27 protein-coding genes are annotated in these 23850 nt (G+C 64.4%); 10 read left to right on the top strand and 17 right to left on the bottom strand.

Features of this window, described 5'->3' with window-relative positions:
* Window positions 1-143: 143 nt before the first annotated feature.
* Together AB7535_RS32100 and AB7535_RS32095 are read left to right on the top strand one after the other, a co-directional pair.
* Complete coding sequence (locus tag AB7535_RS32100) at window positions 144-1163, top strand: alpha/beta fold hydrolase (protein ID WP_231143866.1); 1020 nt, start codon at window positions 144-146, stop codon at window positions 1161-1163.
* Between the two features lie 15 nt (window positions 1164-1178).
* Entirely contained in the window at window positions 1179-2126 is a 948-nt protein-coding gene (locus AB7535_RS32095; RefSeq protein WP_231143867.1) for a fatty acid desaturase, read from the top strand.
* Window positions 2127-2182: 56 nt separating this feature from the next.
* Here AB7535_RS32095 and AB7535_RS32090 read toward each other — a convergent pair whose 3' ends face one another.
* Together AB7535_RS32090 and AB7535_RS32085 are read right to left on the bottom strand one after the other, a co-directional pair.
* Window positions 2183-2416: a hypothetical protein gene (locus AB7535_RS32090; RefSeq protein ID WP_166078260.1), complete on the bottom strand. Its 234-nt coding sequence runs from the start codon at window positions 2414-2416 to the stop codon at window positions 2183-2185.
* Between the two features lie 138 nt (window positions 2417-2554).
* Window positions 2555-3538, bottom strand: a complete 984-nt coding sequence (locus tag AB7535_RS32085) for a helix-turn-helix transcriptional regulator (RefSeq protein ID WP_231143868.1) — start codon at window positions 3536-3538, stop codon at window positions 2555-2557.
* A gap of 84 nt (window positions 3539-3622) precedes the next feature.
* Between AB7535_RS32085 and AB7535_RS32080 the strand changes: the two genes are divergently transcribed.
* Both AB7535_RS32080 and AB7535_RS32075 read left to right on the top strand, forming a co-directional pair.
* Window positions 3623-4267 carry a glutathione S-transferase family protein gene (locus tag AB7535_RS32080; protein ID WP_231143869.1) on the top strand — a complete coding sequence of 215 codons (645 nt, stop codon included), beginning with the start codon at window positions 3623-3625 and terminating at the stop codon, window positions 4265-4267.
* A gap of 17 nt (window positions 4268-4284) precedes the next feature.
* The gene (locus tag AB7535_RS32075; protein WP_231143870.1) at window positions 4285-4719 is read left to right on the top strand and encodes a DUF6157 family protein; all 435 of its coding nucleotides are present in this window, start codon (window positions 4285-4287) and stop codon (window positions 4717-4719) included.
* Here AB7535_RS32075 and AB7535_RS32070 read toward each other — a convergent pair whose 3' ends face one another.
* The 4 genes from AB7535_RS32070 to AB7535_RS32055 all read right to left on the bottom strand — a co-directional run bounded on the left by AB7535_RS32070 (window position 4720) and on the right by AB7535_RS32055 (window position 8574).
* On the bottom strand, window positions 4720-5505 hold the full coding sequence (locus AB7535_RS32070; RefSeq protein ID WP_354113451.1) for an enoyl-CoA hydratase/isomerase family protein: 786 nt from the start codon (window positions 5503-5505) through the stop codon (window positions 4720-4722). It abuts the gene before it with no gap.
* Window positions 5506-5517: 12 nt separating this feature from the next.
* Window positions 5518-6627 carry a cyclic nucleotide-gated ion channel gene (locus AB7535_RS32065; protein WP_166078265.1) on the bottom strand — a complete coding sequence of 370 codons (1110 nt, stop codon included), beginning with the start codon at window positions 6625-6627 and terminating at the stop codon, window positions 5518-5520.
* 159 nt (window positions 6628-6786) lie between these two features.
* A complete protein-coding gene (locus AB7535_RS32060) occupies window positions 6787-7005 on the bottom strand; it encodes a hypothetical protein (RefSeq protein ID WP_135214674.1) in 219 nt (72 codons plus the stop codon).
* Window positions 7006-7128: 123 nt separating this feature from the next.
* On the bottom strand, window positions 7129-8574 hold the full coding sequence (locus tag AB7535_RS32055) for a TAXI family TRAP transporter solute-binding subunit (protein WP_166078267.1): 1446 nt from the start codon (window positions 8572-8574) through the stop codon (window positions 7129-7131).
* Between the two features lie 402 nt (window positions 8575-8976).
* Here AB7535_RS32055 and AB7535_RS32050 point away from each other — a divergent pair, with 402 nt between their 5' ends.
* Together AB7535_RS32050 and AB7535_RS32045 are read left to right on the top strand one after the other, a co-directional pair.
* Window positions 8977-9324, top strand: a complete 348-nt coding sequence (locus AB7535_RS32050; RefSeq protein ID WP_175618257.1) for a DUF3307 domain-containing protein — start codon at window positions 8977-8979, stop codon at window positions 9322-9324.
* Window positions 9325-9703: 379 nt separating this feature from the next.
* Window positions 9704-10117, top strand: coding sequence for a hypothetical protein (locus tag AB7535_RS32045; protein WP_028148857.1), 414 nt, complete (start codon window positions 9704-9706; stop codon window positions 10115-10117).
* On the opposite strand, the gene AB7535_RS32040 is transcribed toward AB7535_RS32045, so the two are convergent.
* Both AB7535_RS32040 and AB7535_RS32035 read right to left on the bottom strand, forming a co-directional pair.
* A complete protein-coding gene (locus AB7535_RS32040) occupies window positions 10114-10437 on the bottom strand; it encodes a YkgJ family cysteine cluster protein (RefSeq protein WP_028148856.1) in 324 nt (107 codons plus the stop codon). The genes AB7535_RS32045 and AB7535_RS32040 overlap by 4 nt on opposite strands.
* A 5-nt stretch (window positions 10438-10442) precedes the next feature.
* Window positions 10443-11141: a helix-turn-helix transcriptional regulator gene (locus AB7535_RS32035; RefSeq protein WP_063980922.1), complete on the bottom strand. Its 699-nt coding sequence runs from the start codon at window positions 11139-11141 to the stop codon at window positions 10443-10445.
* A gap of 113 nt (window positions 11142-11254) precedes the next feature.
* Between AB7535_RS32035 and AB7535_RS32030 the strand changes: the two genes are divergently transcribed.
* Window positions 11255-11515, top strand: coding sequence for a hypothetical protein (locus AB7535_RS32030; protein WP_038933544.1), 261 nt, complete (start codon window positions 11255-11257; stop codon window positions 11513-11515).
* Window positions 11516-11583: 68 nt separating this feature from the next.
* The gene (locus AB7535_RS32025; protein WP_135214678.1) at window positions 11584-12312 is read left to right on the top strand and encodes a glutathione S-transferase family protein; all 729 of its coding nucleotides are present in this window, start codon (window positions 11584-11586) and stop codon (window positions 12310-12312) included.
* A 216-nt stretch (window positions 12313-12528) separates the two neighbouring features.
* Here the strand turns inward: AB7535_RS32025 and AB7535_RS32020 are convergent, their stop codons facing one another.
* The 9 genes from AB7535_RS32020 to AB7535_RS31980 form a co-directional block, all read right to left on the bottom strand.
* The gene (locus AB7535_RS32020) at window positions 12529-13680 is read right to left on the bottom strand and encodes an ABC transporter substrate-binding protein (protein ID WP_028151958.1); all 1152 of its coding nucleotides are present in this window, start codon (window positions 13678-13680) and stop codon (window positions 12529-12531) included.
* Between the two features lie 90 nt (window positions 13681-13770).
* Entirely contained in the window at window positions 13771-14190 is a 420-nt protein-coding gene (locus AB7535_RS32015) for an acyl-CoA thioesterase (RefSeq protein ID WP_231143871.1), read from the bottom strand.
* Window positions 14191-14215: 25 nt separating this feature from the next.
* Window positions 14216-14977, bottom strand: coding sequence for a 3-hydroxyacyl-CoA dehydrogenase (locus AB7535_RS32010; RefSeq protein ID WP_038933541.1), 762 nt, complete (start codon window positions 14975-14977; stop codon window positions 14216-14218).
* A 25-nt stretch (window positions 14978-15002) separates the two neighbouring features.
* Window positions 15003-16886, bottom strand: coding sequence for a feruloyl-CoA synthase (locus tag AB7535_RS32005; protein ID WP_231143872.1), 1884 nt, complete (start codon window positions 16884-16886; stop codon window positions 15003-15005).
* Window positions 16883-17692: a crotonase/enoyl-CoA hydratase family protein gene (locus AB7535_RS32000; protein ID WP_063980927.1), complete on the bottom strand. Its 810-nt coding sequence runs from the start codon at window positions 17690-17692 to the stop codon at window positions 16883-16885. The genes AB7535_RS32005 and AB7535_RS32000 overlap by 4 nt, the downstream gene beginning before the upstream one ends.
* Before the next feature lie 252 nt (window positions 17693-17944).
* The gene (locus AB7535_RS31995; RefSeq protein ID WP_231143873.1) at window positions 17945-18406 is read right to left on the bottom strand and encodes a DUF3237 domain-containing protein; all 462 of its coding nucleotides are present in this window, start codon (window positions 18404-18406) and stop codon (window positions 17945-17947) included.
* 209 nt (window positions 18407-18615) lie between these two features.
* Window positions 18616-19935 carry a TRAP transporter large permease gene (locus AB7535_RS31990; RefSeq protein ID WP_028151951.1) on the bottom strand — a complete coding sequence of 440 codons (1320 nt, stop codon included), beginning with the start codon at window positions 19933-19935 and terminating at the stop codon, window positions 18616-18618.
* 2 nt (window positions 19936-19937) lie between these two features.
* On the bottom strand, window positions 19938-20447 hold the full coding sequence (locus AB7535_RS31985) for a TRAP transporter small permease (protein ID WP_231145481.1): 510 nt from the start codon (window positions 20445-20447) through the stop codon (window positions 19938-19940).
* Between the two features lie 234 nt (window positions 20448-20681).
* A complete protein-coding gene (locus AB7535_RS31980; RefSeq protein ID WP_231143874.1) occupies window positions 20682-21698 on the bottom strand; it encodes a TRAP transporter substrate-binding protein in 1017 nt (338 codons plus the stop codon).
* A gap of 260 nt (window positions 21699-21958) precedes the next feature.
* On the opposite strand from AB7535_RS31980, the gene pobA reads away from it, so the two are divergent.
* Window positions 21959-23128 (top strand): 4-hydroxybenzoate 3-monooxygenase, encoded by a 1170-nt coding sequence (gene pobA, locus AB7535_RS31975; RefSeq protein ID WP_231143875.1) that lies wholly within the window; start codon window positions 21959-21961, stop codon window positions 23126-23128.
* A 235-nt stretch (window positions 23129-23363) separates the two neighbouring features.
* The gene (locus AB7535_RS31970; protein WP_231143876.1) at window positions 23364-23783 is read left to right on the top strand and encodes a PaaI family thioesterase; all 420 of its coding nucleotides are present in this window, start codon (window positions 23364-23366) and stop codon (window positions 23781-23783) included.
* Window positions 23784-23850 lie beyond the last annotated feature (67 nt).

The following is a 23850-nucleotide window of genomic DNA, read 5'->3' as shown; positions in this document are numbered from 1 at the left end:
AACCCCCTTGTTCTAATCTAATAACTGTACTATAAGTACAGATATTAAGCGCGACGCAACGATGCGTTTGCCGGTCCGGCACGAACAATGCATCGTTGTCTCGGCGGGCGCATGCTGCGGCCGCGTGAGCGGGAGTTGGACGCATGACCGGGCAGCGCGACTACGAGATCTTTGAGGCCGGCGACGTCACGCTTCAGTCCGGCGCCGTCTTCCCCGCGATGAAGCTCGCCTACAAGACCTACGGCACCCTCAGCCCCGCCAGGGACAACGTTATCCTCTACCCGACCTCGTTCAGCGCCCAACACTACGACACGGAATGGCTGATCGGGCCCGATGGCGTGCTCGACCCTACGCGCTACTTCATCATCATCCCGAACCTGTTCGGCAACGGCCTGTCGTCCTCGCCGTCGAATTTTGGCGACGGGCCATTCCCGCAAATCACCTATCACGACGCCATCGCGATCCAGCACCGGCTGCTGACCGAGCGCTTCGGCATCACAAAACTCGCGCTGGTCTATGGCTGGTCGATGGGCGGCATGCAGACCTATCACTGGGCGGCGCTGCATCCCGACATGGTCGCGCGGGCCGCGGTGGTCTGCGGCAGTGCGCGCTGCGCGCCCTACAATTTCGTCTTCCTCGAAAGTGTGAAGGCTGCGCTGACCGGTGATCCCGCCTTCCGTGACGGCCGCTTCGTCGAGAAGCCCGTTGCCGGCTATCGCGCCATGGGACGCGTCTATGCCGGCTGGGCGATGTCGCACGGCTTTTACCGCGACGAGCTCTGGCGCGAGGCGGGCTTCACCTCGCTCGAGGACTATCTGGTTCGGAACTGGGACGCGACCTTTGCCCGGCGTGATGCCAACGATCTCCTCGCGCAGGCCGGGATCTGGCAGCGCGGGGACATCAGTCGTTGCGCTTCGTTCGGCGGCGATCTCGATCGGGCGCTGGCCGCGATCAAGGCGCACATGCTGCTGATGCCGGGTGCGACCGACCGCTATTTCGACGTCCGCGACAATGAGGACGAGCTCGGCAGGCTGGTCAACGCAAGATCGGCGGTGCTGCATCCGATCCCGTCGCTGCACGGCCATCGCGCCGGCAACCCCGTCAACAATCCGCGCGATCAGGCCTTCCTCAAGGCCGAGGTCGCAGAGCTTCTCAGCAAATAGGGCGAGCCTTCGATCATGACTGACGCGACCGTTTCAGAGCCCGGCCATCGTCTGAAGCCGCTGAGCCCGGCCATGCTGCGCGAATTGTCGGTGCGCTCCAATCTCAGGGGGGCCGCGAAAAGTCTTAGCCATTACGGCCTGGTCGTGCTGGTCGGCGCGCTGGTCTGGAAGGTCTCTTCAGCCTGGGGCGTGCAATGGGCGCTGCCGCTGATGGCGGTGCAGGGCTATTTCGTCGCCTTCCTGTTCATGGCGCTGCACGAGACCGCGCACAAGACCGCGTTCAGGAGCCGTGGCCTCAACCTTGCGGTCGGCTATCCCTCGGCCTTCATCATCGGACAACCTTACGAATATTACTGCCTGTTTCACTGGGACCATCACCGCTACACCCAGGATCCGGACAAGGACCCGGAGCTGATCGTCGGCGTGAAGCCGACATCCGACACGCAGCTCGCGCTCGCCTATAGCGGCCTGCTTCAGGTCGCCGGCCGCCTCCGGTTGATGCTCGGCCACGCCGTCACCGGTAAGGTCACCGTGCCCTGGATTCCCGAAAACAAGCGCGCCGTCATCGTGCGCGAGGCGCGCGCCTATGCTGGGCTCTATGCGCTGCTGCTCGCGCTCTCGCTGTGGTTTTCCTCAGCGTTGCTGCTCTGGGTCTGGATCGTCCCGCTCGTGATCGGGCAGTTCTTCCTGCGGCCCTATCTCTATGCCGAGCACACCGGCTGCGACCGCACCCGCAGCGCCTTCCAGAACACCCGCACCACTTATACCGGCGCGATCGTCAAATGGTTCGCGTGGAATATGCCCTACCACGTCGAGCACCACGCCTATCCCTCGATCCCGTTTCACGCGCTGCCGAAGCTGAACGAGATCGTCGACGACGAGATCGTCCATCGCGGCCGCGGCTATATCAGGACGACGCGCGAGACCTGGGCCTGGTTTCGCCGGCATCGGCAGATTGGTTAACCCAATGCAAAACTCCGGCCGCGATGCGACCGGAGCTTTGTCGAGGACGTCAGATATCAGTAGATCCCGTAGGCGCAGACATTCACGACGCGGACGCGCAGACCATGGCGGGTCCGGACGACGCGCTCCTGGTAGCAGTTGCTGACGCCGGTGTTGACGTAGACGCCGCCAAAGCCCCAGCCGGGACCCCAGTGATGATGGAAGCCGTGGGCTGAAGCCGCGGTTGGCGCGAGAGCGGCAACACCAAGCGAACCAGCGGCGATCAGACCAAGAGCAAGCTTGCGAAACATTTTCATTCTCCAGTGTGGCGCTAAGGCCGTTGTTGTGTCCCTGCTTCTCCGTCGGGCTGAGACGCAAACGCGTTCAGGGCGCGAGGCAGGAATCGTGTTTCAGGAATGTTTCGTGGGCTTCGGTGAAATGCGCCGCTTTCAGGCTTTTCGCGCCGCTGCGCGATAGCGCGCAGCCATCGCCTGCGTCATCTCCGCCATCTTCTCGCGGAGATCGGCGGGCTCCAGCACTTCGGCTTCGGACCCCAGCCGCAACAATTCGGATGCCGCGTGCCATGACGTTTTGCCGGTCGGCACGCGCGCGATGCGCCAGCCGTCGGTATCCGTGGTCTCTTCAATCTGTGTGCGCGCCCTGACGAAAGGCTGGCTCAGCGCGTCGAGCAGTTTGACGCCTAACGGCGACAGCCGCACGATCGCGACATTGGGATGCATCTCGGCTTCGAGGCGAAGCGTCGCAGCCTGCCAATAGGCGGCGAGATCGAACGCGGCGGGACGATCGAAGCGATCGTCGAGCGCGGTGCAGTCCAGCACGCGCGCGATGCGATAGGTGCGCGTGCTGCCGTCGACGTGACCGGCGAGATACCAGCTGCCGCCCTTCAGCACGAGCCCGAGCGGAGCGACGCGGCGCTGCTTCTCCGCGCGCCAGCTCTGGTAGCGGATCTTGATCAGCGTCCCGCGCAGAGCCGCGCCGGCAATGGTGCGCAGATGTTTGGGCTCTTCCGTCTCGCCGAACCAGCCGGGTGCGTCCAGGTGAAAACGCTCCTGCATCCGCCCGGCGTCTTCGCGAAGGTTGGCGGGGAGTGCCGCCATCAGCTTGTTCTGCGCGGCGATCATCGCTGCGTCCAGCCCGAGCGCCGCGGCCGGTCCCGGCAGTCCCGCAAGGAACAGGGCCTCAGCCTCGTTCTGCGACAGGCCGTTCAAACGCACGCGATAACCGTCGAGCAGGCGATAGCCGCCCTCCGCGCCACGGTCGGCGTAAACAGGGACGCCGGACGCCGCGAGCGCGTCGATGTCGCGATAGATCGTGCGCACCGAGACCTCGCAGGCTTCCGCAAGCTCGGGCGCAGTGACCTGCCCCCTGGCCTGGAGGGTGGTGAGGATCGACAGCATTCTGCTCGCGCGCATGATCCCTTAAACCATACCTGACACAGGATGTCAGGTATGGTCCGCTACAAGCGCCATCGCCAGCCGGCCAGATGGAGACCTGTTATGACCGATCAAAACCGCATCACCCTGTATTATTCGCCGCAAAGCCGCGCCACCGGCACGCGGGTGCTGCTGGAGGAGCTGGGCGCGCCCTACGATCTCCACGTCCTCAACATGAAGGCCGGCGAGCAGCGCCAGGGCGCCTATCTCGCGATCAATCCGCTGGGCAAGGTGCCGTCGGTCCGCCACGGCGAGGCGCTGGTGACCGAGCAGGTCGCGATCACCATCTATCTCGCCGATCTGTTTCCGCAGGCGGGGCTGACGCCCGCACTGAACGATCCGCTGCGCGGTCCTTACCTGCGCTGGATCGCCTATTACGGCGCATCCTTCGAGCCGGCCCTGATCGACAAGTTCATGCAGCGCGAGCCGGCGCCGATCATGCAGTCGCCCTATGCCGATTACGACACCATGCTGGGCGCCCTCGAGACGCAATTGTCAAAGGGGCCGTATCTGCTCGGCGAGCGGATGACGGCTGCCGATATCTTGTGGGGTGTCGCGTTCAGCTGGACGATGATGTTCGGCATCGTGCCGAAAAAAGATGTATTCGTTCGTTATGCCGAACGGATGACGTCCCGGCCTGCGTTCCAGCGGATCAATGCCGCCGACGATGAGATGGCGGCGCAGCATGCCGCGGCTGCAGGTGGTTGAATGATCCAGGGTTGCAGATGACAAAGTCGATGCACACGACCAACTGCTTCAACACCTTCATCCGGGTCGCTGAAGACTGTCCCGCGCATACCGGCGAGGAGCCGCCGCTGCGTGCGGGAAAGCCGACGGTGGCATGCCTGCAATACGAGATGATCGCCAAGGCACCCTACAAGCACACGTCCGACGACGTGATCTTCGCGACGTCCGCGCCGGGACGCGAGATCGATGTGAAAGCGACGAAGACGGAGAAGCGCGCGGCCCGTGAAGCGTTCTTCTCCCGGGGGCAGGCGTGCATGAGGGCGTCGAGCCTGGGCAAGCGCTTCGGCTGGGGCGTTCATGCCGACAGTGAGGGCCGGATCGCGATTTACGCCGTCGACAGCAAACGCTACCAGGCGCTCGTCCGCGATCCCAAGCTCACGCAGGTGCGCGCGATGCGGTCGCAGCGGGCGTGATCAGAATTTTGGCGGCCGTTTCTCCCCAAACGCCTTGATACCTTCCTTGATCTCGTCGCCGCGCATGCTGTCGCGGTGGCGCTGATCGGCGGCCGCTTCGTCCAATTCGTCACGGGCGAATTCGTTGATGGCGCGCTTCATGCCGGCCATTGCCTGCGGCGCGTTGCCGGCGAGGATGTTGGCGAGCTTGTCGACCTCCTCGTCCAGGAGTTCCACCGGCACCATGGCGGTGAGATACCCGATGCGTAGCATCTCCGGCGCGCTGATCTTCTGCGCGGTGAGGAACAGCTTTTTCGCATTGTCGACGCCGAGCCGCGTCACGTAACGCTTGATGCCGTTTCTGTAGTAATGCAGCCCGAGCCGCGCCGCCGGCATGAACATCTCGGCGGTGTCGACGCCGATGCGGAAATCGCAGGCGAGCGCGAGGTCGGTCGACCCGCCATAGACGCCGCCATTGAGCCGGCAGATCGTCGGCACGCCGAGATCCTCCAGCCGGTTGACGACGACCTCGAACGCCGAGCCCGCACTCTGCTGCTCGTTGGCGCTGACCGCGCGCTCGGCAACCGAGTTGAGGTCATAGCCCGCCGAGAAGGCCCGCCCCGTGCCGGTCAGCACCAGCACGCGGATATCAGGATCGGCCTCGATCCGGTCGAAAAGTCTGACCAGCTCGCCGAGATCCTCGGCCTGGAGCCGGTTGAGATGTTTGGGCCGGTTGAGGCGGATGGTGGCGCGTGCGCCGTCGCGTTCGAGCACGGGGCCTGAGGCTGCGTCGGCTGTGTCCGACATTCTTGTCTCCATTTATTTGTTTTCGAGTGTGCGGCGCTTGGCTTCCGCATCGATGGTCTCGGCGAGATCGGGATGCCGCGCCATCAGCACGCGGAAATCGACGAGGTCGAGCACCAGCAGCCGCGACACCTTCGTGGTCGAGACATTGGCGCCGCGCTTGTTGTTGCCGAGCAGCGCCATCTCGCCGAAGAACGCGCCCTCGCCGAGCTGGACCTTCTTGCCGGGCAGGTCGACCTCGACCTCGCCGGCGGCGATGAAATACATGCAGTCGCCCTGCGTGCCCTTGCGGATGATCATGGTGCGCGCCGGCAGCTCCATGGTGCGCAGCATGTGGGTGACGTCGGCGATGGCGGCAGGGCCGAGCGCTGCGAAGAACGGCACCTTGCTGACGGATTCCCAGGTCTTGAGGAAATTGTCGCGCCTTGTCTCGGCGGCAAAGCCGGTCGCCAGGATACCAGTCCACAGCCCGAACACGCCGAGGCCCGAGATCATCACCATCGCCGCCACCACGCGCCCGAGCGGCGTCACCGGCACGACATCGCCATAGCCCGTCGTCGTCAGCGTGACGACAGCCCACCACAGCGCGGCGGGAACGCTGCCGAAGGTTTGGGGCTGCACGTCCCGTTCCAGGAAATATTCAGCGACGGAAGCGAGGAACACCACCATCAGGAAGATCACGAGCACGCTGACCAGCGGCCCCGATTCCAGCACCAGCACCCGGCGCAGCTGCCGCAGGCCCGGAATGCCCGGCACCACCTTCAATACCCAGAGCACGCTGAGCAGCCACGCCGTCTTCGGCTCGATGCCGATCAGGAGCGCGACCGGCACGGCCAGCGCGCCCAGAGCATCGACCACTCCGGCAGAGGAGGTCATGTAGAGCGACAGGCGCCCCGTTTGTGCCATGTGGCGCAGCCGGACCACCCATTCGAACACGAAATAGACGAGGCAGGCCCATAGCAGGGCATCGACCCAGCGGTGCGCCGTCTCATAGGCCGGGTTGACCGTCAGCAGCACCATGCTGAGCACGCCGAGCCCGACCGCCACATAGGCCGCCTTGGTCATGTTGCGGCCGGCCGTGGCGGCCACGAACTGGGCCAATGCGGGGATCAGCGGCTTGGACATGCGGGAAGGCGGGCTCGGTCGTGTCTCTTGCGGTCCCGGCTGGGACGCCACCGCCAAAGTGCCCGCCCAGGCAGGAGCCGTCAACGACGGGCAGGGGACTGCCCGCAGCATCGTCGGACAGGAGCGCGGAAAGCCCGGTGCCGCGGTGGATCCGGGTCGCTACCTGAAATGCGGCGGCTCGTCGTAGCCGCGGCGGCTGCTGAAAAAAAGCAGCATCATCAGGCCGATGCCGACGACGATGGCGAAACCCGCGCCCAGCGCCAACGCCACATAGCCTTCCGTAGGGATCGGCTCGCCCTCGATCGCCATTGCGGAATAGGCGAAATAGCCGGCCGCCACCAGCATGCCCAGAAGGATGATGACGAGGAGTGTACGCATGGCGCGTGCTCCGGTTGTATCCGGGAGCAAACGGTTGTGGATGGGGGCGGTTCGCGGATTCGGCCCGGCGATTCGCGGGAAATGTCGGCAAGGCGCTGCTGCGAGACCCGTCAGATCGACAGGTCAGGCACTCTGAGCTGTCTTCACCACGACGATCTTGCTCTCGTCCTGCTGGGGAGGGGCCGTATCCTGGGCGACCTTGTCGGCCTCGCCGCAGTGGCGTTTGAGATAGTCGCGGCGCATGCCGATCTCGTCGCGGACGAACTCGTAGCCGAGCTTGAAGGTGTCGAGCCCGTCGGTACTGATCGTGCCGTCCCTGAGACCTATGACCGCGCCGCGCAGAATGCCCTCCAGCTCATCCTGGAGACATTCGAGCTGGTCCAGCGAATGGGCGTGCTCGATGCGTTCGCCGATGTCGAGGACGGCGGTGGAAAGCTCGCCAGCCTTCTCAGGCGCGATCCGGGTGATCTTGGCGTAGATCGCTGCGAAGATCGAGCCGATCACGCTGAGCGCGGCGGCGCCCAGATACATCAGGTCGCTGTACTTATCCATGAACGACTTGGTGTCGTCGTTGATGTAGTCGGCCGCCCCCTGATGCGCCATCACGTAGGCATCCTTCTCGACGGAGGCCGGCTCGATTCGGCTGGCGAAGCCGTTGTCGAGCCCGAGCGCGGACTTGTTCTCATAGACGACGCGCGCGAGCTCGCCCGCCGTGCTCGCCGACATCCTGGATTGCGCGACCAGCAGCCATTCGAGCCCGATCGTGTCGAGGTCGTCGTCGGGAATTTCCGGCGATGCGGACAGCGTGCCCGCAGTCAGCGTTTCGCTGGAAATGCCGGGAATCTTGCGCGCGAGCGCCTTGGCCTCGTCGATCGCGTTCAGCGTGAAGCCGCCGCGCTTGGCGACCTGCTCATAGGCCTTGTCCCGCACCGCCCTGGAGGCATGGACGATGGCGATCACCGCGCCGAAGCCGCTCGCCGGCGCAAACAGCTTGTCGAGCGTTGCACCCTGCGGCGCCATCTGGATCCTGGCGGCATCCGGACCGTCGGGGATGTCGAGGATGCTACGGACGAAGGCGAGCGAGGATTCGTTCTCGGCGACGACGGCAACTTTCTTCTTCTTCAACTCGGCGAGCGATTTGATCTTCTTGTTGCCGGGACCGAGCAGCAGCACCAGATCGTGCTCAAGGATCGCGAGCGTGCGCGCCCGCAGCGGCACCTTGGTGTCGGTGCGAAGGACGGCGAGGTCGGCCTGCTTGCGGTCGAACTGTGCGAGCGCCTTGGCATTGTCTGCGTTGTTGACGATCTTGATCCGGAAGCGCGAGGCGTTGTTCTTCAGCAGCGTGGCGAGCTTGGCGGCGAACAGCGCCTCGTCGCTGTTGGGGGTGCCGACGGCAAAGGTCAGCGTCTCCGAATTGTGCAGCATGGCGCGGCCGCCCCAGACGGTGGCGAGCGACAGCAGCAGGGTCAGCACGACGTAGAGAAAGACCTGCTGCTGATTGGTTTTGATCACCTTGGGGCGCCGCGGCGGCGGTTCGGTCGGTGACGAGGTTGGGCCTTCAGTACTCATGGCAGCACTCCGGCCCTATTCCTGAGTGGCGGACGGCTCGCGAATGCGATCGCGGCGGGCGCCCTGCAATTCCTAAACGTCTGAAAAAAGAACGCTATTCTCTGCCGACAATGATAGCGCGCCGGTACCGGAATGCAAAATTCGAGCCGGAGGTAACCTTACTCGATCTGGCCGCGGCGATTGGTCATCCTATCACCAGTTAGCCACAGTTGGCGATTTTCCAGTTCCCCCCGGCTGCATTCCGTCGCGGGAGATGTCATAAATCACACGTCCCGGCGATTTGACCGGTCCAAAAAGAAGTTGCGCTAACGCTCCGATCTTTCTTGTCACGTCAATGAGGGCGTCAGCTTGTCGTTTCCACCCATGTCATCGGCGGTTCCGGTCGAAGCGCTCATTGGCTGGATGTTGCTGCTCACCTTCAAGCACATCATCGCCGATTTCGTGCTCCAGACCGCCTGGATGGCGCACGGCAAGGACCAGAAGCACGGCTGGGCTTTGCCGCTTCTGGTGCATTGCCTGATTCACCTCGCGGTTGCGCTGCCGCTGATCCTGATAGTGGCGCCGCGATTCTGGTTCGTCGCGTTCATCGACTTCGCGATCCACATCACCATCGACCGCGCCAAGGGGTTCGTCTCCGCCAATTTCGGTGTCGACCTGCAGCATCCCTGGTTCTGGACCCTGATCGGCGTCGACCAGGCCCTGCATCATTTGACCGGCTTCGGCCTTTCCATCTTCATGGCGGCGAACTGAGGCCGGCGGGCCTGCGGATAGTCGTCGATCGGCATTCACAAGAGGTCGTCATGCCCGGGCTTGTCCCGCCTGCGCGGCCGAAGCCGCTTCGGCGAGGCGAAGGCCCGGGCATCCACGTTCTTCGTGCCGCGTGGCCAGCCGTGGATGGCCGGGACAAAGGCGAGCGGAAGCGACGCCGTCCTTCGGACGGCTATGCCCGGCCATGACGCCGTGGAGGCATTGGCGTCCCGACTTATCGGCTCAGATGTGGTGGCCCGACCCCCATTCGGGCGCCTCCGATTCGCGACCAGGGCGCAAGGACCCCGGGTGACTACCGGGCGGCGTGGTTAACCTTTCATTAGAGAATTGCGCTGCATCTTCGGCAACGAGGAGAACCGCAATGTTTTCAAGCCGCGACGCATATGAAAGCGATTTCTGCCCGGTCCGCGACGAGCTCCTTGGCGAGATGTATCGCGCCAGCGAGAGTGGCCTGCCGAGGCTGGTTGAGAGTGTTTCCCCTGACGCGCGCGCCAGGCTGGCGCTGTTCTGCTATCGCCGCAGCCATCTGCATTCGCTGGCGGTCGCGATCGCAGCCAGCTGCAACGAGCGTGACCTGATCGACAATGGCGGCCGCGTCGGCTCGACGCTCTACGCGCTGTCGCGCGAAAGCACGGTCAAATCGTCGCCGTCGCTGTCGGGGGGCCGCAAGCCGATCACGCTGTCGACCAAGCCGCTCTCGGTGCTTGCACCGCTTGAGGACGGGTTCGACGACGAGGTCAGCGAAGCCGTTCCAGCGGTAGCCGTTCCAGCCTAAGCGACCTCGATTACCGGCAGTCCGAATTTCCGCCGCGCCATCGCGCATTCGGCGTCTCCCGGCATGCAGGTGCGGCACACCTCCGGCCGCACCTCGTAAATGCCGCAGGCCGTCTGCTTTCCGATCTCCCCCCGCAACGCCGAACAGCGATCGCCCTCGCAGCGCATGCCGGATTGGCGCGCGTTGACGAGCGTCTCGGGGATTGCGGCAAGCTCCTCGTCGCTCTCGATCGAGAAGCGCGGCCAGTTCTCCGAATAGCCACAGCAGGCGCCGCAGCTCTGGCACCAGCTCGACAGGTCGACGGGGGAGGTCTCTTCCATCGCGCTCACGTGTCCTTTGGCGGGCCCCAGACCAGGCTCTGCCGCCATCTTGCGCGCAGCACGTCGCGCCGCTCCGGATATTTATCGTCGAGATAGTTCGCATCCACGACGCGGTCGGTGCGGAAGCTGCGGAAGTCGCCGCGCAGCTCGCACCAGGCCGCAAGCAGGCGCACGGCTTCGAGATAGCCGACCGAGATCGGCCAGATCATGCGCTCGCTGGGGCGGCCCTGCTCGTCGCGATAGCGCAGCATGATCTTCCTGCCTTCGTGGATCTGGGTGCGCGTGCGCGCCATGTCGAGGCGGTCCGGCTCCCTGTTCCAGCTCGGCCGCGCGCGGCTTGCCGGCTCCAGCACGAAGGGACGCAAGCGCTCAGGCACGGTGTCGGCGATCTTGGCCATCAAATCTTCGGCCGCGCGTGCCAGTGCGGAATCGGCATGGCCCGCGACCCATTGCGCGCCCAGCACCGCCGCCTCGATCTCGTCGGGTGTCAGCATCAAGGGCGGCAGGTCGAAACCCTTCTCGAGGATGTAGCCCATGCCGGCTTCGCCGCGGATCGGCACCCGCTGGCCGATCAAGGTTGCGATGTCGCGATAGATGGTGCGCTTCGAGGTCTCGAGCTCGGCCGCGATCGCGTCCGCGGTCAGCGGCTTACGCGTGCGCCTCAGCACCTGGATGATCTGAAACAGCCGGTCGGCGCGTCTCATGGCAATTCTCTTATCGGGGGACGGATCAGAAAATGGCGCGCTGCTGCTGACAGGATGTTGGCAGCAGGGGGTGTCTATACCGGGACAACACATCGACTGAAGAGGATTTGTCCATGATCATTCCAACCCATTTTGGCCCGGCGATTCCGATGTTGCGGGCACAGGTCTGGTCCGCCTGGGCGCTCGGCCGCCTCGTTTCGCTCGATCTCATGGCCGTCGACCTCCGATTTGCTCTCGCAAGCGTGATGGCACGCTTGCTGACCCAGGCTGCGGACGCGCTGGCCCGCCATGTCATGGCCCGCGCCTGGCGGGGGGCCCGTTTCGCAGAAGATATCACGGCTGCTGCCACCATGGTGGCAGCAGCCGGTCACTAGGTTCCCTCAAAGTTTCGCAAGTCCAAATTTCGCAAGCCCAAATTTCGCAGGTCCAGGAGAGAGTTCGCATGATCACGCTTTATGGCTTTGGCGCCGGCTTCGGCCTGCCGGAAATCAGCCCCTTCGTCACCAAGACCGAGGTCCAGCTCAAGATGGCGGGACTGCCCTACCGGAAGGAGCGGGCGATGCCGCCGGCCTCGCCCAAGGGGCAGCTGCCGTTCATCGACGATGGCGGCGAGGCGGTGGCCGATTCCACCTTCATTCGCGCCCATATCGAGCGCCGCTATGGCTTCGATTTCGACGCGGGGCTGTCGCTCTCCGAGCGCGCGCAGGCCTGGGCGTTCGAGCGCATGATCGAGCATCACGTCTACTGGGCGCTGGTCGGGGCGCGCTGGGTCGATCCGGTCAACTTCGCCAAGGGGCCCTCGCATTTCTTCGACGGCGCGCCGGAGCACAATCGCGAAAAGTTGCGCGAGGATGCGCAATTTCGTGTCGCCGAGAACTATCTGCTCTCCGGCCTCGGCCGCCACGCGCCCGATGACGACGTCGATCTCGCGGTACGTTCGCTGTTCGCGCTTTCGGTGCAGCTCGGCGACAAGGCCTACCTGATGGGCAACAAGCCCTGCGGCGTCGATGCCACCGCCTTCGGCGCGCTCGCCGGAATCCTGACGCCCTTCTTCGAATCCGGCCTGCGTCAGCGCGCCGAGGGATTTGCGAACCTCACCGCCTATGTCGACCGCATGATGGACGATTATTATCCGGAGTTCGCCTGGACCCCGCTGCGGCAGGCGGCTTAGCGCTCACAAGACCGTAGTTCTCGAGGCGCTGAACTCTCCACACCGTCATGGCCGGGCTTGTCCCGGCCATCCACGCCTTGCGGTACGGTGCAAAGAACGTGGATGCCCGGGACAAGCCCGGGCATGACGACCTCGGTAGGCAATTCGCCCCAGAAGAAAAACAAAAGAGCCGGCCCAATGGGCCGGCTCTCGTCGTCTCGAAACTTTCGCCGCGCCTTATCTCACGAGCGTGTACTTGCCGTTCTTCACCGTGAGCAGGATGCGCGAGCGCTCGTCGAGGCCGTAGCGGTCCTTTTCGGTGAAGTTGTAGACGCCCTGGCTCGCTGCCAGCTCCTTCTCCGACAGCAGCGCCTGGCGGATCGCTTCGCGGAATTCCGGTGTGCCGGGCTTTGCGGTTTTCAGCGCCGTCGGAATGATGCGCTTGAGGATCTCGAACGCATCATAGGAGTGACCGGCGAACTGGCTGCGGCTGTTCGGGCCGTACTTGGCCTCATAGGCGGTGTTGAGCGCGAGGCCCGGCTTCTTGGTGGCGGCTTCGTCCGGCTGGTCCTCGGGGTCCATGACGGGACCGGAGGCCATCAGCACGCCTTCCGCTGCTTTGCCGGCGATGCGGATGAAGTCCATGCTGGCGGCGCCATGGGTCTGGTAGATCAGGCCCTGATAGCCGCGCTCGCGCAGCTCGGTCTGCGGCAGCGCAGCCGCGGTACCGGAAGCGCCGACCAGGATCGCGTCGGGGTTGGCGGCGACGAGCTTCAGCACCTGTCCGGTCACCGACGTATCAGGGCGGGCGAAGCGCTCCTCATCGGCGATGGTGATGCCCATCGGCACGGCCTGGGCCTTCAGGTCGTTGAACCAGAGGTCGCCATAGGAGTCGGAATAGCCGATATAGCCGACGGTCTTCACGCCCTTCGACTTCATGTGGTCGTACAGCACCTTGCCCACGATCGGGATCGGCTGCGGCATCGCCACCGACCACTTCATGCGCTCAGGCGTGATCGGGAACGGCGCCAGGCCGAAATGCGGAATGCCGGCCTCGTTGGCGACGTTGGAGACGGCGATGGTCGGCGGCGTCAGCGCCGAGCCCATGATGATGTCGGCCTTGGATTCGGTCACGAAGCGGCGGGCATTGGTGGTCGCCGTGGTGGGATCGCCGCCGTCGTCGAGCACGATCACCTTCAGCGGCACGCCGCCGATCTCCTTCGGCACGAATTCCAGCGCGTTGCGCTCGGGAATGCCGAGTGCGGCACCCGGGCCGGTCGTTGTGGTGGTGATGCCGATGGTGATTTCGCTGGTCTGGGCCAGCGCAGGCAGAGCCGGCAGGGCAAGCGTCGCCGCGGCGATGGCGGCGGTCAGGTAAAAGCGTTTCATCTATTCCTCCCTTGACGTGTTTCTTTGAAAGCAGAAATCGGGGGGTAATTCAGCCCCCTCTTTTGGTGATGCGGCGATTTAGCTCCAGACCTAACTTCCCGTGAATTTGGCTACCATTTCCGCCGGAAACGGTGCCGATTTCAGCTTGTCGGGGTTAACGGGATCGCGGCGGACCAGGACGCGGGTCTCAAAACCCTCGAGCGCCAGCGCCTCGCCCTTGTAGACGCTGTGCTTCACCTCGAAGCTCGAGCGCTTGATGCTCTCGATCCTCGTTTCGATGGTGATCCAGTCGCCATAGGTCGAGGGGATGTAGAACTTGGCCCGCGTATCGACCATGGGGATGCCCACCAGGCCGTATTTGCGGACCAGGTCCTGCTTGGAGAAGCCGGCGACCTCGAACAGGGTCGAGGTCGAATCGTCGAACATCGCGAAATAGCGCGGGTAATAGACGATGTTGGCGGGGTCGCAGTCGCCCCACTGGATCTGGACGTCGCGCCGGTTCACGAACATGCGATGGCCCTGCTTTCGTTGCGCCTTACTTTGGCGCCATGCGCAGCGAGCCGTCGAGGCGCACCACTTCGCCGTTCAGGTACGAGTTCTCGACCATGTGCAGCGCGAGCGCGGCGAACTCGTCGGCGTGGCCGAGCCGGCGCGGGAACGGGATCGCGGCGGCGAGCGAGTCCTGGGCTTCCTGCGGCAGGTTGGCGAGCAGCGGCGTCAGGAACAGGCCGGGCGCGATCGTCAGCACGCGGACGCCGAACTGCGCGAGCTCGCGCGCGATCGGCAGCGTCATGCCGACGATGCCGCCCTTGGAGGCCGAATAGGCCGACTGGCCGATCTGGCCGTCATAGGCGGCAACGGACGCCGTATTGATGATGACGCCGCGCTCGCCGGTCGCCTGCGGCTCGAGCTTGGACATCTCGGTCGCGGCGAGGCGCAGCATGTTGAAGGTGCCGATGAGGTTGACCTTGATCACCTTGTCGAAATCGGCAAGGGCCATCGGCCCGTCGCGGCCGACCACGCGCTTGGCGACGCCGATGCCGGCGCAGTTCACCAGCACGCGCGCGGGTCCATGCGCCTTGGTCGCCTGCGTGATCGCAGCCTCAGCCGAGGCGGCATCGGAGACGTCGCAGGTCACGGCGACGCCCTTGAGCTCGGCCGCGACGGTCTCCGCGAGCTTGGCATTGAGGTCGAACACCGCGACCTTGGCGCCCTGCGCCGCCAGCTTTCGCGCGGTCGCCGCGCCCAGTCCCGATGCACCGCCGGTAACGATGACTGCCTGATCCTTCAACAACATGGCGTTCTCCTTTGGCGATGGTTTCTTAGCCGACCGATATCACACGGTCCGATGGATTGGCAGCGTAGAGCTCCTCGATCAGCGCGTCGCGATGTTCCAGCACCGCGCGCTGGTTGATCGAGCCCTTGTCGGTGACCTCGCCCTTGTCGATCGAGAGCGGCGTATCCAGCAGGATCGCGCGCGTGATCCGCGTCGAGGAACCGGTGGCCGAAGACAGAAAGCGCGTCAGGCGCTCGCGGAAGGCCTCACGTACCAGCCGGTCGCGGGCCGTGACGGTGAGATCGTCGGCCGGCAGCGTCGGATTGATCAGCCGGCAGCCGTCGAGATCGAGCAGCACCAGCGCGGAGATTTCGTCGCGGTTGATGCCGGCGATGACGACGTCGCGCACCAGCGGCGCGCAGGCCGCGACGAAGCGCGCGCGCAGCGGGCCGACACTGACCCAGGTTCCGCTGCCGAGCTTGAAGTCCTCGCTGACGCGGCCGTCGAAATCGAAGCCGGCGTTGAGATCATCGGGATCGACGGGCTTGAGCGCGTCGCCCATCTTGTAGAATCCTTCCTCGTCGAAGGATTTTGCGGTGATGTCGGGCTGGCGCCAATAGCCGGGCATCACGTTCGGCCCCTTGGCACGCACTTCCATCTTGCCGTTGTTCGGCACCAGCTTGGCGTCATTGCCCGACACGGGCAGCCCGACATGGCCGGACCGGCTCGTGCGCGGATTGACCGACATGAAGAACGGCGCGGTCTCGGTGGCGCCAAGGCCCGTCAGCATCGGCACGCGGTAGCCCTTCTCCTTCACCGCGAGCTCGTCGAGGCTGTTCCAGACGAACGGCGACAGCGCGGCGCCCGAGAAGAACATCGCGTGCAGCCGGTCGAAGAACTTTGCGCGCAGGCCCTGGTCGTCGCGCAAATACGGCAGCAGCGATTCATAGCCCTTGGGGACGTTGAAATAGACCGTCGGCGAAATCTCCTGGAGATTGCGCACGGTCTCCTCGATGCCGCCCGGCACCGGCTTGCCGGCGTCGAGATACATCGAGCCGCCATTGTAGAGCGTCAGCCCGATATTGTGGTTGCCGCCAAAGGTGTGATTCCAGGGCAGCCAGTCGATGATGACCGGGGGCTCGTCCTTGAGGAAGGCGAGCGTCTCGCGCAGCATCACCTGGTTGGCGCAGATCATGCGCTGGGTGTTGATGACGGCCTTGGGATTGCCGGTCGAGCCCGACGTCAGCAAGAACTTTGCGATCGTGTCGGGGCCGATTTTGTCGTGTATCGCGTCGAGATCGCTGCGAAGCGGCGTCGCCATGAGGTCGGCGAGCAGGGTGACGTCGCGATCCGGCACGCTGCCCCAGGACGCGGCGATCTCGGTGCCGAGCGAGACATTGGCGGCGAGCGCGTCCGCGAACTTGCCCGCATCCTCGGCAAAGACGAGGCCGGGCGTCAGCAGCTTCATCAGGTAAGACAGCTTGCCGTAATCCTTCGACACCAGCGAATAGGCCGGCGACACCGGGCAGAACGGAATGCCGGCATAGAACGCGCCGAACGCCAGCAGCGCGTGGTCGATCGAATTGCCTGAGAGGATGACGACCGGCCGCTCCGCCGACAGGCCGCGCGCAATCAGGCCGGAGGCAATGTGCCGGCTCGCGGCGAGCAGCTCGGCGTAAGTGATCTTGCGCCAGCCGCGGCCGCCTTCGCGCTCGGCCATGAAGACGCGGTCCGGCGTCGTCTTGGCCCAATGATGCAGGCGGTCGGTGAGGCGGACCGGATAGTCGCCGAGCGGCTGTTTGGGCCGCAGATAAATCGTGCCGTCGTCGCGCCGCTCGATGTTGACGACGGGATCGCCGAACGAAATGGGCCGCAGCGGGGAAGTGCTCGCGCCGCGCTCCATGCTGGAAGAGGACGGCTGTCCGCTCATGACTTCGGCTTCACCTTTGCGGTCTTGTGTTCGAGGAATTCGCGGATCCTGCGTTTTGCCTCTTTGTCGCTCTGCGCAACTGTTGCCATCAGCGATTCCATCAACAGGCCGGCCTGCGGATTGGCCTCCGCGATCATCGGCAGCGCCTGGAGCACGGCGAAGTTCGTCAGCGGCGCGTTGGAGGCGACCTTGGTTGCAAGCTCCAGCGCCTTGCCGAGCCCGTTGCCGGCCTCCGTCACATATTGCGTAAAGCCGTAGGACGCGCCTTCGGTCGCGCTATAGACGCGGCCGGTCAGCATCATGTCCATCATCCTGGCAACGCCGATCAGCCGCGGCAGTCGCACCGAGCCGCCGCCGCCGACGAAGATGCCGCGCTGCCCTTCCGGCAGGGCGAAATAGGTCGAGGGCTCGGCGACGCGGATATGGGCGGCACAGGCCAGCTCCAGCCCGCCGCCGATCACCGCGCCCCGGAGCGCAGCGATCACGGGCACGCGGCTGTACTGGATGCGGTCGAACACCCGGTGCCACATCTGGGAATGCAGGAGGCCGCCGGTCGCGTCGTGGTCCTGGAGCTCGGAGAGGTCGAGACCGGAGGAGAAATGATCGCCGATGCCGTGGATGACGACCGCGCCGATATCCTCGGGCAGGGAGGCAAAGCACTCGCCGATTTCGAGGATAATGCCGTCATTGAGCGCATTGCGCTTGGCCGGCCGGTTCAGGCCCACGGTCAGAACCCGGTCCGCCCGCTCGATCCTCAAAAGCCCGGAGGCGCCCGCGTCAGCGGTCTCGGCGTTTCCCTGTGTCATTTGCGTCCTTGTCAGAATAGTTATGTTGTATAACGAATTCTGGGGGAGTCAAGGAGGGCGGGGAGGATATCCCCCCAGCGGGGATTGAATTGCCTGGATCTCATCCGGCGGTCAGGGGTCTCTACGGCCTTGTGATACGCTGCTGTTGCCGCATCCACCGTCATTGCGAGCGCAGCGAAGCAATCCAGAGTCTCTCCGCGGAAAGATCCTGGATTGCTTCGCTGCGCTCGCAATGACGAGGTGGCAGGCTTCTCACAGCACCTGATGCACGTCGATCACCACGCGGTCCGCATGGCGTGCGGCTGAGCCGACAAAGATGTGCTCCATCAGCCAGCGATATTTTTCGTGCCCCGTCTCGAATTGCGGGACCGTGCGAAAGTAAATCAGCTTCGGATCGACCGGCTCACCACGCTTGAGCTTTTGCAGCAGCTCGACCGGGCCGAAGCGCATGCCCTTGTTCTCGACATAGACGATGGCGCCGTCATCCGTTTCGAAGGCGTATTTGGCTTCGAGATCGATCAGCTCGTTGGGCCGGATGGTCTGGAAGTCGGCGCCGAACGGCAGCACCTTGCCGGTGATCGCGCCCGTCACCTCGCCGCCGATAATCGGGATGATGCGGCGGACGCCGATGCCGGTCTCGCCGGCCGTGATGACGTCGCCGATTTTTGCGGTGACGGTGAAGACGTATTTGGTCTCGAGCGCCGGTGTGGTCATCGCTTCTCTCCAATCTATTGCGCTAAGCGCAGTGATCTTCCTTCTCCCCTTGTGGGAGAAGGTGGCGCGAAGCGCCGGATGAGGGGTTGTCTCCGCAAACGCAAGTGTGCGGGCGGAGAGATACCCTGACCCGTCTCGCCGCTCCGCGGCGAGCCACCCTCTCCCACAAGGGGAGAGGGGACAACAGCGCGTCGCGCCGTAGGCGTTCACTAGTGCGCCATCATCCGTGTCGGCAGCCAGGTTGCCAGCAGCGGGAACGCGATCAAAATCACCAGCCGCACCAGATCCGTCGCCACGAACGGGATCACGCCCTTGAAGATCGTGGAGAAGGAAACGTCCTTCACCACGCTTTTTATGACGAAGACGTTCATCCCGACCGGCGGATGGATCAGGCCGAGCTCGACGGTCATCACGATGATGACGCCGAACCAGATCGGATCAAACCCGAGATGCGTGATCACGGGAAAAATGATCGGCACGGTGAGGATGATCATCGCCATGGCGTCCATCAGGCAGCCGAGCACGAGATACATCACCATGATCAGCGCCAGCACGCCGTAGGGGCCGAGGCCGAGACCGGTGAGGAATTCGGTGACCTTCTGCGGCGTCTGCGTCACCGTGAGGAAATAGCCGAAGATCAGCGCGCCGATCAGCACGGTGAACACGGCGGCCGCGGTGCGCGTCGCCTGCAGCAGCGAGGCCAAAATCTTCTCGCGGTCGAGCCGCCCGGTGACAACGCCGATGATGAAGGCGCCCGCGGCGCCGACGCCGCCGGCTTCGGTCGGCGTGAAGCGCGGCAGGAACGGCAGGCCGTAGAGGCCGCCGATGACGAAGACGAACAGCAAGACCGGCGCCCAGATGTCCTTCAGGCCCGCGAAGCGCTCGCGCCACGGCAGCACCTTGCCCTTGGGCAGGAAGTCCGGGCGGAAATGACCGATCAGGAAGATCGTGATCATGTACATGGTCATTGCCAGCAGGCCCGGAATGATGCCGGCGATGAAAAGCTTTCCGATGTCCTGCTCGGTGATGATGCCGTAGACCGCGAGCACGGTGGACGGCGGCAGCATCGCGCCCAGCGTGCCGCCGGCGGCGATCACGCCGGTGGCGAACGACTGCGGATAGCCGAAGCGGCGCATCTCGGGGTAGGCGACGGCGGAGAAGGTCGCGGCGGTCGCGACGGAGGAGCCGCAGATCGCGGCAAAGCCGCCGCAGGCGCCGACGGTGGCGATGCCGAGCCCGCCGCGCAGGTGCCCGACGAAGCCGTTGGCGGCGCGGAACAGCTCGCGGCTCATGCCGGAATTGCTGACGAAGGAGCCCATCAGCAGGAACATCGGGATGACGCCGAACGTGTAGTCGGTGACCGTGCGCATCGAGGTCTGGCCGACCAGCTTCAGCGCCGCCGTCCCGTTGACGAGATAGGCGAAGCCGGACACGCCGACGAGGCCCATGGCCATGCCGACGGGCACGCGCAGCAGCATCAGGACGAACAGGGAAACGAAGCCGATTAAGGCGACGGCATCGGTGCTCATGATTACTCCGTCGCCTTCAATTTGGGATCGTGCATGTCTTCGGGATGGAAGATCAGGCGGTAGGTGCGGATCGCGATCAGCAGCACCGCGGAGACGTCGCCGATCCAGGCGACCGCGAAGAACGGCCAGGTCGGCATGTGCATGTCGAAGGTCTGGACGTTGTCGTTGTAGGTGCCGCGCACCTTGTCGAACAGCGTCCAGGTCTGCACGGTGACGACGAACAGCAGCACCAGGGTCGCGAACACGTCGATCCAGCGCTGATAGCGCGGCCCGACATTGCCCCAGATGAGGTCGACCGTGATGTGGGTGCCGCGATAGGACGTCGCCGCGATGCCCCAGAAAATGAGAATGCCGAGCAGCATGCGACCGATATCGAACGAGTCGGGGATCGAGTAGTTCAGCGTGTTGCGCAGCAGCACCGACAGGAAGATGTCGAGCGCGACGATGCCGACGAAGCCGGCCGCGATCCATTCGATCGTGTCAATGATGCGGTCCATCCAGGAGCGCTTCATGGGGGGTGTCACGTCGTGTGCTGTCATTGTTTGATCTCGGTCTCGCCGCGCACTTCACCTCGCCCCGCTTGCGGGGAGAGGTCGAATTCGAGCGTCGCTCGAATTCGGGTGAGGGGGACTCTCCGCGAATCGAGCTGTCACCGTCTCTGCGGAAGCAGCCCCTCACCCCAACCCACTCCCCGTAAGAACGGGGAGAGGGGGAAGAAGAGAGCTGGCCGCGGCCGCAGCTTGGCGCTACTCCGCCAGCGCGTTGTACTTCTTCAGCGACGCCTTCAGCTCGCTAAGCGCCGCGTCCGGATCGGCGCCGGCCTTCTTGGCGCCGTCGCCCCAGGTCTTGACCAAGGGATCGGCGGCCTTCTTCCAGGCGGCGGTCTGCTCCGGCGTCAGCTTGTAGACCTCGTGGCCGGCTTCCGCCTTGACCTTGTCGACGCCGGCGTCCTCGAACTTGCCCCAGTGCTCGCCGACCACGCCGGCCATCTCGGTCGAGCAGTTCTTGTCGATCGCGGCCTTCTGCTTGTCGGACATCGCGTTGTACTTGTCCTTGTTGATCACGAACACGAAGGTCGTGGTGTAGAGCGGCGCCTCCATGTCGTACTTGGTCACCTTGTCGATGCCGAACAGCACCAGCGAGCCCCAGGGGAAGGTGACGCCGTCGGCGACGCCGCGCTCGATGATGTCGCGCACTTCGGGCGCGGAGGACTGCACATTGGTGCCGCCGAGCGAGGTGACGAAATTCGCCATGGTGGCGTGCGCGGGACGGATCTTCAGGCCCTTCACGTCCTCCGGCATCACGATCTTCTTCGTCTTGGAATGGAACGACGAAGGCGAGTGGACGAAGGCGAGGCAGTATTTGACGTCCTTCATCTCCTTCTCGGCATATTTGCGGTACCAGGCGTCCAGGCCCATCGAGCCGCCCTTGGCGTCCGAGATCAGGAACGGCAATTCGCCGGCGCCGACGATCGGGAAGCGGCCGGGCTGATAGCCGGGATTGACGTAGGTGACGTCGGCGATGCCGTCGCGCGCCATGTCGTAATGGTCGAATGCCTTGCCGAGTTGCTGGGCGGGAAACACCTTGCCCGTGATGGTGCCGCCGGAATCCTTATTCACCGCGGCCACCCAGTCTTCCAGGGACTTCTGCAGCGGGTGCGACGCCGGCACCCAGTGCGAAACCTTCAGGTCGAAGGTCTTGTCCTGCGCGAACGCGGGGCTCACGCTTGCTGCCAGCAGCAACGCCAGACAGGCTCTCCTCATCGGTCGTCTCTCCCTGTTTCGACGGCGGGCTTCGACGGCCCGGTCTCATTAATTAACATGTTATATAATTTGCCGGCGCGTTCAAGCCGGAACTGGCGCGGCGTGCCGCCGCGTCATCTACGTCAGCCATGTTGCATGGATTTGTCGCTGCTCGGGCGCACTCCCCTTTTGCCCAACGATTATATGATATAATTATCTTGCGCGGACCGACGCGACAAGCGAGCCGCGGCGAAAACCTACAGGATCGGGAGGAGCAAGTATTGCGGACAAAAGTCGCAATCATCGGGGCCGGGCCGGCCGGATTGTTGCTTGGGCAACTGCTGCACCAATACGGCATCGACAACGTGATTCTGGAGCGGCAGAGCCCGGACTACGTGCTCGGCCGCATCCGTGCCGGCCTCCTCGAGGAGGGAACCGTCGCGCTGCTCGACCAGATCGGCGCCAGCGCGCGGGCGCATGCCGAAGGCCTGGTGCATGAAGGCATCGAGCTCGCCTTTTCCGGCCGCCGTCACCGCATCGACATGAAGGCCGCGACCGGCAAGACGGTCATGATCTATGGCCAGACCGAGGTCACGCTCGACCTGATGAATGCGCGCAAGGCCGCGGGTCTCACCTCGGTCTACGAGGCCAAGGACGTTCAGCCGCACGATTTCGACGGCAGTCGGCCGCGCGTCACCTATGTCAAGGACGGGGTCACCCACACGATCGATTGCGACTTCATCGCCGGCTGCGATGGCTTTCACGGCGTCAGCCGCGCCAGCGTCCCGGCCACGGCGATCGAGGAATTCGAGCGGATCTACCCGTTCGGCTGGCTCGGCATCCTCTCGGAGACGCCCCCTGTCAGCCACGAGCTGATCTATTCCAACCACGCCCGCGGCTTCGCGCTCTGCACCATGCGCTCGACCAAGCGCAGCCGCTACTATGTGCAGTGCGCGCTCGACGACCATGTCGACCAATGGCCGGACGACCGATTCTGGGACGAATTGAAGCGCCGGCTTGATCAGGAGGCCGCCGACAGTCTCGTCACGGGGCCCTCGATCGAGAAGAGCATTGCGCCGCTGCGCAGCTTCGTCGCCGAGCCGATGCGGTTCGGCACGATGTTCCTGTGCGGCGACGCCGCCCACATCGTGCCGCCGACCGGCGCGAAGGGCCTGAACTTAGCTGCCAGCGATGCGCATTATCTGTCGAACGCACTCCGCGAATTCTACGACGAGAAATCCAACGCCGGCATCGACGCCTATTCCGCCACGGCGCTGGCGCGGGTCTGGAAAGCGGTGCGCTTCTCCTGGTGGATGACCTCGATGCTGCACAAATTCCCCGACACCGGCACCATCGGCGGGCGCATCCAGCTCGCCGAGCTCGACTACGTGACGCAGTCGCAGGCCGCGATGACGTCGCTGTCGGAGAACTATGTGGGGCTGCCGTTTTGACAACAGCTGTCATGCCCCGCGGAGGCGGGGCATCCAGTACGCCGCGGCTTCTCCGTATCACGTCACCGTCTCTGGGATACTGGATCACCCGATTTCGCGGGTGATGACAATCTTCGTGAGGCAACGCCGGAGGTCATTTCAAACACCCGCGCAAATTCCGTTTAAAACTTTGTAGGTGATGCGTCCGTCACGTCCATCGCGTTCAATGGCGCCAGCCAGCAACGCGAGACACGCTATGACCGACACCGACATCCCCGACGGCTTCGAGCCGCTTTCCCGCAAGAGTCCGCTCACCGAGCCGTGGGAGCCGCTCTACGCGAAGAAAACCGACAAGGCCGTGATCATCGGTCTGCGTCTCGCCAGGCCGCACACCAACGGCCGCGGCCTGATCCATGGCGGCCTCATCGCCGCACTCGCGGACAACGCCATGGGCTATAGCTGCGCGCAGATGACGAACTGGACCACCTCGTTCGTCACGATCTCGCTCACGGTCGATTTCGTCGGCTCCGCCGAGATCGGCCAGTGGCTTACGATCGAGAGCGACGTGATCCGGACCGGCAAGACGATCTGTTTCGCGCAGAGTCTCGCAAAGGCCGACGACGTCGTGATCGCACGCGCGAGCGGGACGTTCCGCGTGGTGCCGAAGAAGGGATGAGCCCCCGGCCTTTCCGTCGTCATGCCCGGGCTTGTCCCGGGCATCCACGTTCTGACTTTCCGCGTCA

Origin of the sequence: Bradyrhizobium sp. 956_D2_N1_4, assembly GCF_052076025.1 — a bacterium.
Lineage (GTDB): Bacteria > Pseudomonadota > Alphaproteobacteria > Rhizobiales > Xanthobacteraceae > Bradyrhizobium > Bradyrhizobium barranii.
Note: the sequence above shows the minus strand (reverse complement) of the source record. Positions and strands in the feature narration are given on the sequence as shown.

What these genes read in the sequence shown, in the direction of transcription:
- AB7535_RS32100 (WP_231143866.1), top strand. Translation starts at nt 144, where the DNA reads ATGACCGGGCAGCGCGACTACGAGATCTTTGAGGCCGGCGACGTCACG.
- AB7535_RS32095 (WP_231143867.1), top strand. Translation starts at nt 1,179, where the DNA reads ATGACTGACGCGACCGTTTCAGAGCCCGGCCATCGTCTGAAGCCGCTG.
- AB7535_RS32090 (WP_166078260.1), bottom strand. Translation starts at nt 2,416, where the DNA reads ATGTTTCGCAAGCTTGCTCTTGGTCTGATCGCCGCTGGTTCGCTTGGT.
- AB7535_RS32085 (WP_231143868.1), bottom strand. Translation starts at nt 3,538, where the DNA reads ATGCGCGCGAGCAGAATGCTGTCGATCCTCACCACCCTCCAGGCCAGG.
- AB7535_RS32080 (WP_231143869.1), top strand. Translation starts at nt 3,623, where the DNA reads ATGACCGATCAAAACCGCATCACCCTGTATTATTCGCCGCAAAGCCGC.
- AB7535_RS32075 (WP_231143870.1), top strand. Translation starts at nt 4,285, where the DNA reads ATGACAAAGTCGATGCACACGACCAACTGCTTCAACACCTTCATCCGG.
- AB7535_RS32070 (WP_354113451.1), bottom strand. Translation starts at nt 5,505, where the DNA reads ATGTCGGACACAGCCGACGCAGCCTCAGGCCCCGTGCTCGAACGCGAC.
- AB7535_RS32065 (WP_166078265.1), bottom strand. Translation starts at nt 6,627, where the DNA reads ATGTCCAAGCCGCTGATCCCCGCATTGGCCCAGTTCGTGGCCGCCACG.
- AB7535_RS32060 (WP_135214674.1), bottom strand. Translation starts at nt 7,005, where the DNA reads ATGCGTACACTCCTCGTCATCATCCTTCTGGGCATGCTGGTGGCGGCC.
- AB7535_RS32055 (WP_166078267.1), bottom strand. Translation starts at nt 8,574, where the DNA reads ATGAGTACTGAAGGCCCAACCTCGTCACCGACCGAACCGCCGCCGCGG.
- AB7535_RS32050 (WP_175618257.1), top strand. Translation starts at nt 8,977, where the DNA reads ATGTTGCTGCTCACCTTCAAGCACATCATCGCCGATTTCGTGCTCCAG.
- AB7535_RS32045 (WP_028148857.1), top strand. Translation starts at nt 9,704, where the DNA reads ATGTTTTCAAGCCGCGACGCATATGAAAGCGATTTCTGCCCGGTCCGC.
- AB7535_RS32040 (WP_028148856.1), bottom strand. Translation starts at nt 10,437, where the DNA reads ATGGAAGAGACCTCCCCCGTCGACCTGTCGAGCTGGTGCCAGAGCTGC.
- AB7535_RS32035 (WP_063980922.1), bottom strand. Translation starts at nt 11,141, where the DNA reads ATGAGACGCGCCGACCGGCTGTTTCAGATCATCCAGGTGCTGAGGCGC.
- AB7535_RS32030 (WP_038933544.1), top strand. Translation starts at nt 11,255, where the DNA reads ATGATCATTCCAACCCATTTTGGCCCGGCGATTCCGATGTTGCGGGCA.
- AB7535_RS32025 (WP_135214678.1), top strand. Translation starts at nt 11,584, where the DNA reads ATGATCACGCTTTATGGCTTTGGCGCCGGCTTCGGCCTGCCGGAAATC.
- AB7535_RS32020 (WP_028151958.1), bottom strand. Translation starts at nt 13,680, where the DNA reads ATGAAACGCTTTTACCTGACCGCCGCCATCGCCGCGGCGACGCTTGCC.
- AB7535_RS32015 (WP_231143871.1), bottom strand. Translation starts at nt 14,190, where the DNA reads ATGTTCGTGAACCGGCGCGACGTCCAGATCCAGTGGGGCGACTGCGAC.
- AB7535_RS32010 (WP_038933541.1), bottom strand. Translation starts at nt 14,977, where the DNA reads ATGTTGTTGAAGGATCAGGCAGTCATCGTTACCGGCGGTGCATCGGGA.
- AB7535_RS32005 (WP_231143872.1), bottom strand. Translation starts at nt 16,886, where the DNA reads ATGAGCGGACAGCCGTCCTCTTCCAGCATGGAGCGCGGCGCGAGCACT.
- AB7535_RS32000 (WP_063980927.1), bottom strand. Translation starts at nt 17,692, where the DNA reads ATGACACAGGGAAACGCCGAGACCGCTGACGCGGGCGCCTCCGGGCTT.
- AB7535_RS31995 (WP_231143873.1), bottom strand. Translation starts at nt 18,406, where the DNA reads ATGACCACACCGGCGCTCGAGACCAAATACGTCTTCACCGTCACCGCA.
- AB7535_RS31990 (WP_028151951.1), bottom strand. Translation starts at nt 19,935, where the DNA reads ATGAGCACCGATGCCGTCGCCTTAATCGGCTTCGTTTCCCTGTTCGTC.
- AB7535_RS31985 (WP_231145481.1), bottom strand. Translation starts at nt 20,447, where the DNA reads ATGAAGCGCTCCTGGATGGACCGCATCATTGACACGATCGAATGGATC.
- AB7535_RS31980 (WP_231143874.1), bottom strand. Translation starts at nt 21,698, where the DNA reads ATGAGGAGAGCCTGTCTGGCGTTGCTGCTGGCAGCAAGCGTGAGCCCC.
- AB7535_RS31970 (WP_231143876.1), top strand. Translation starts at nt 23,364, where the DNA reads ATGACCGACACCGACATCCCCGACGGCTTCGAGCCGCTTTCCCGCAAG.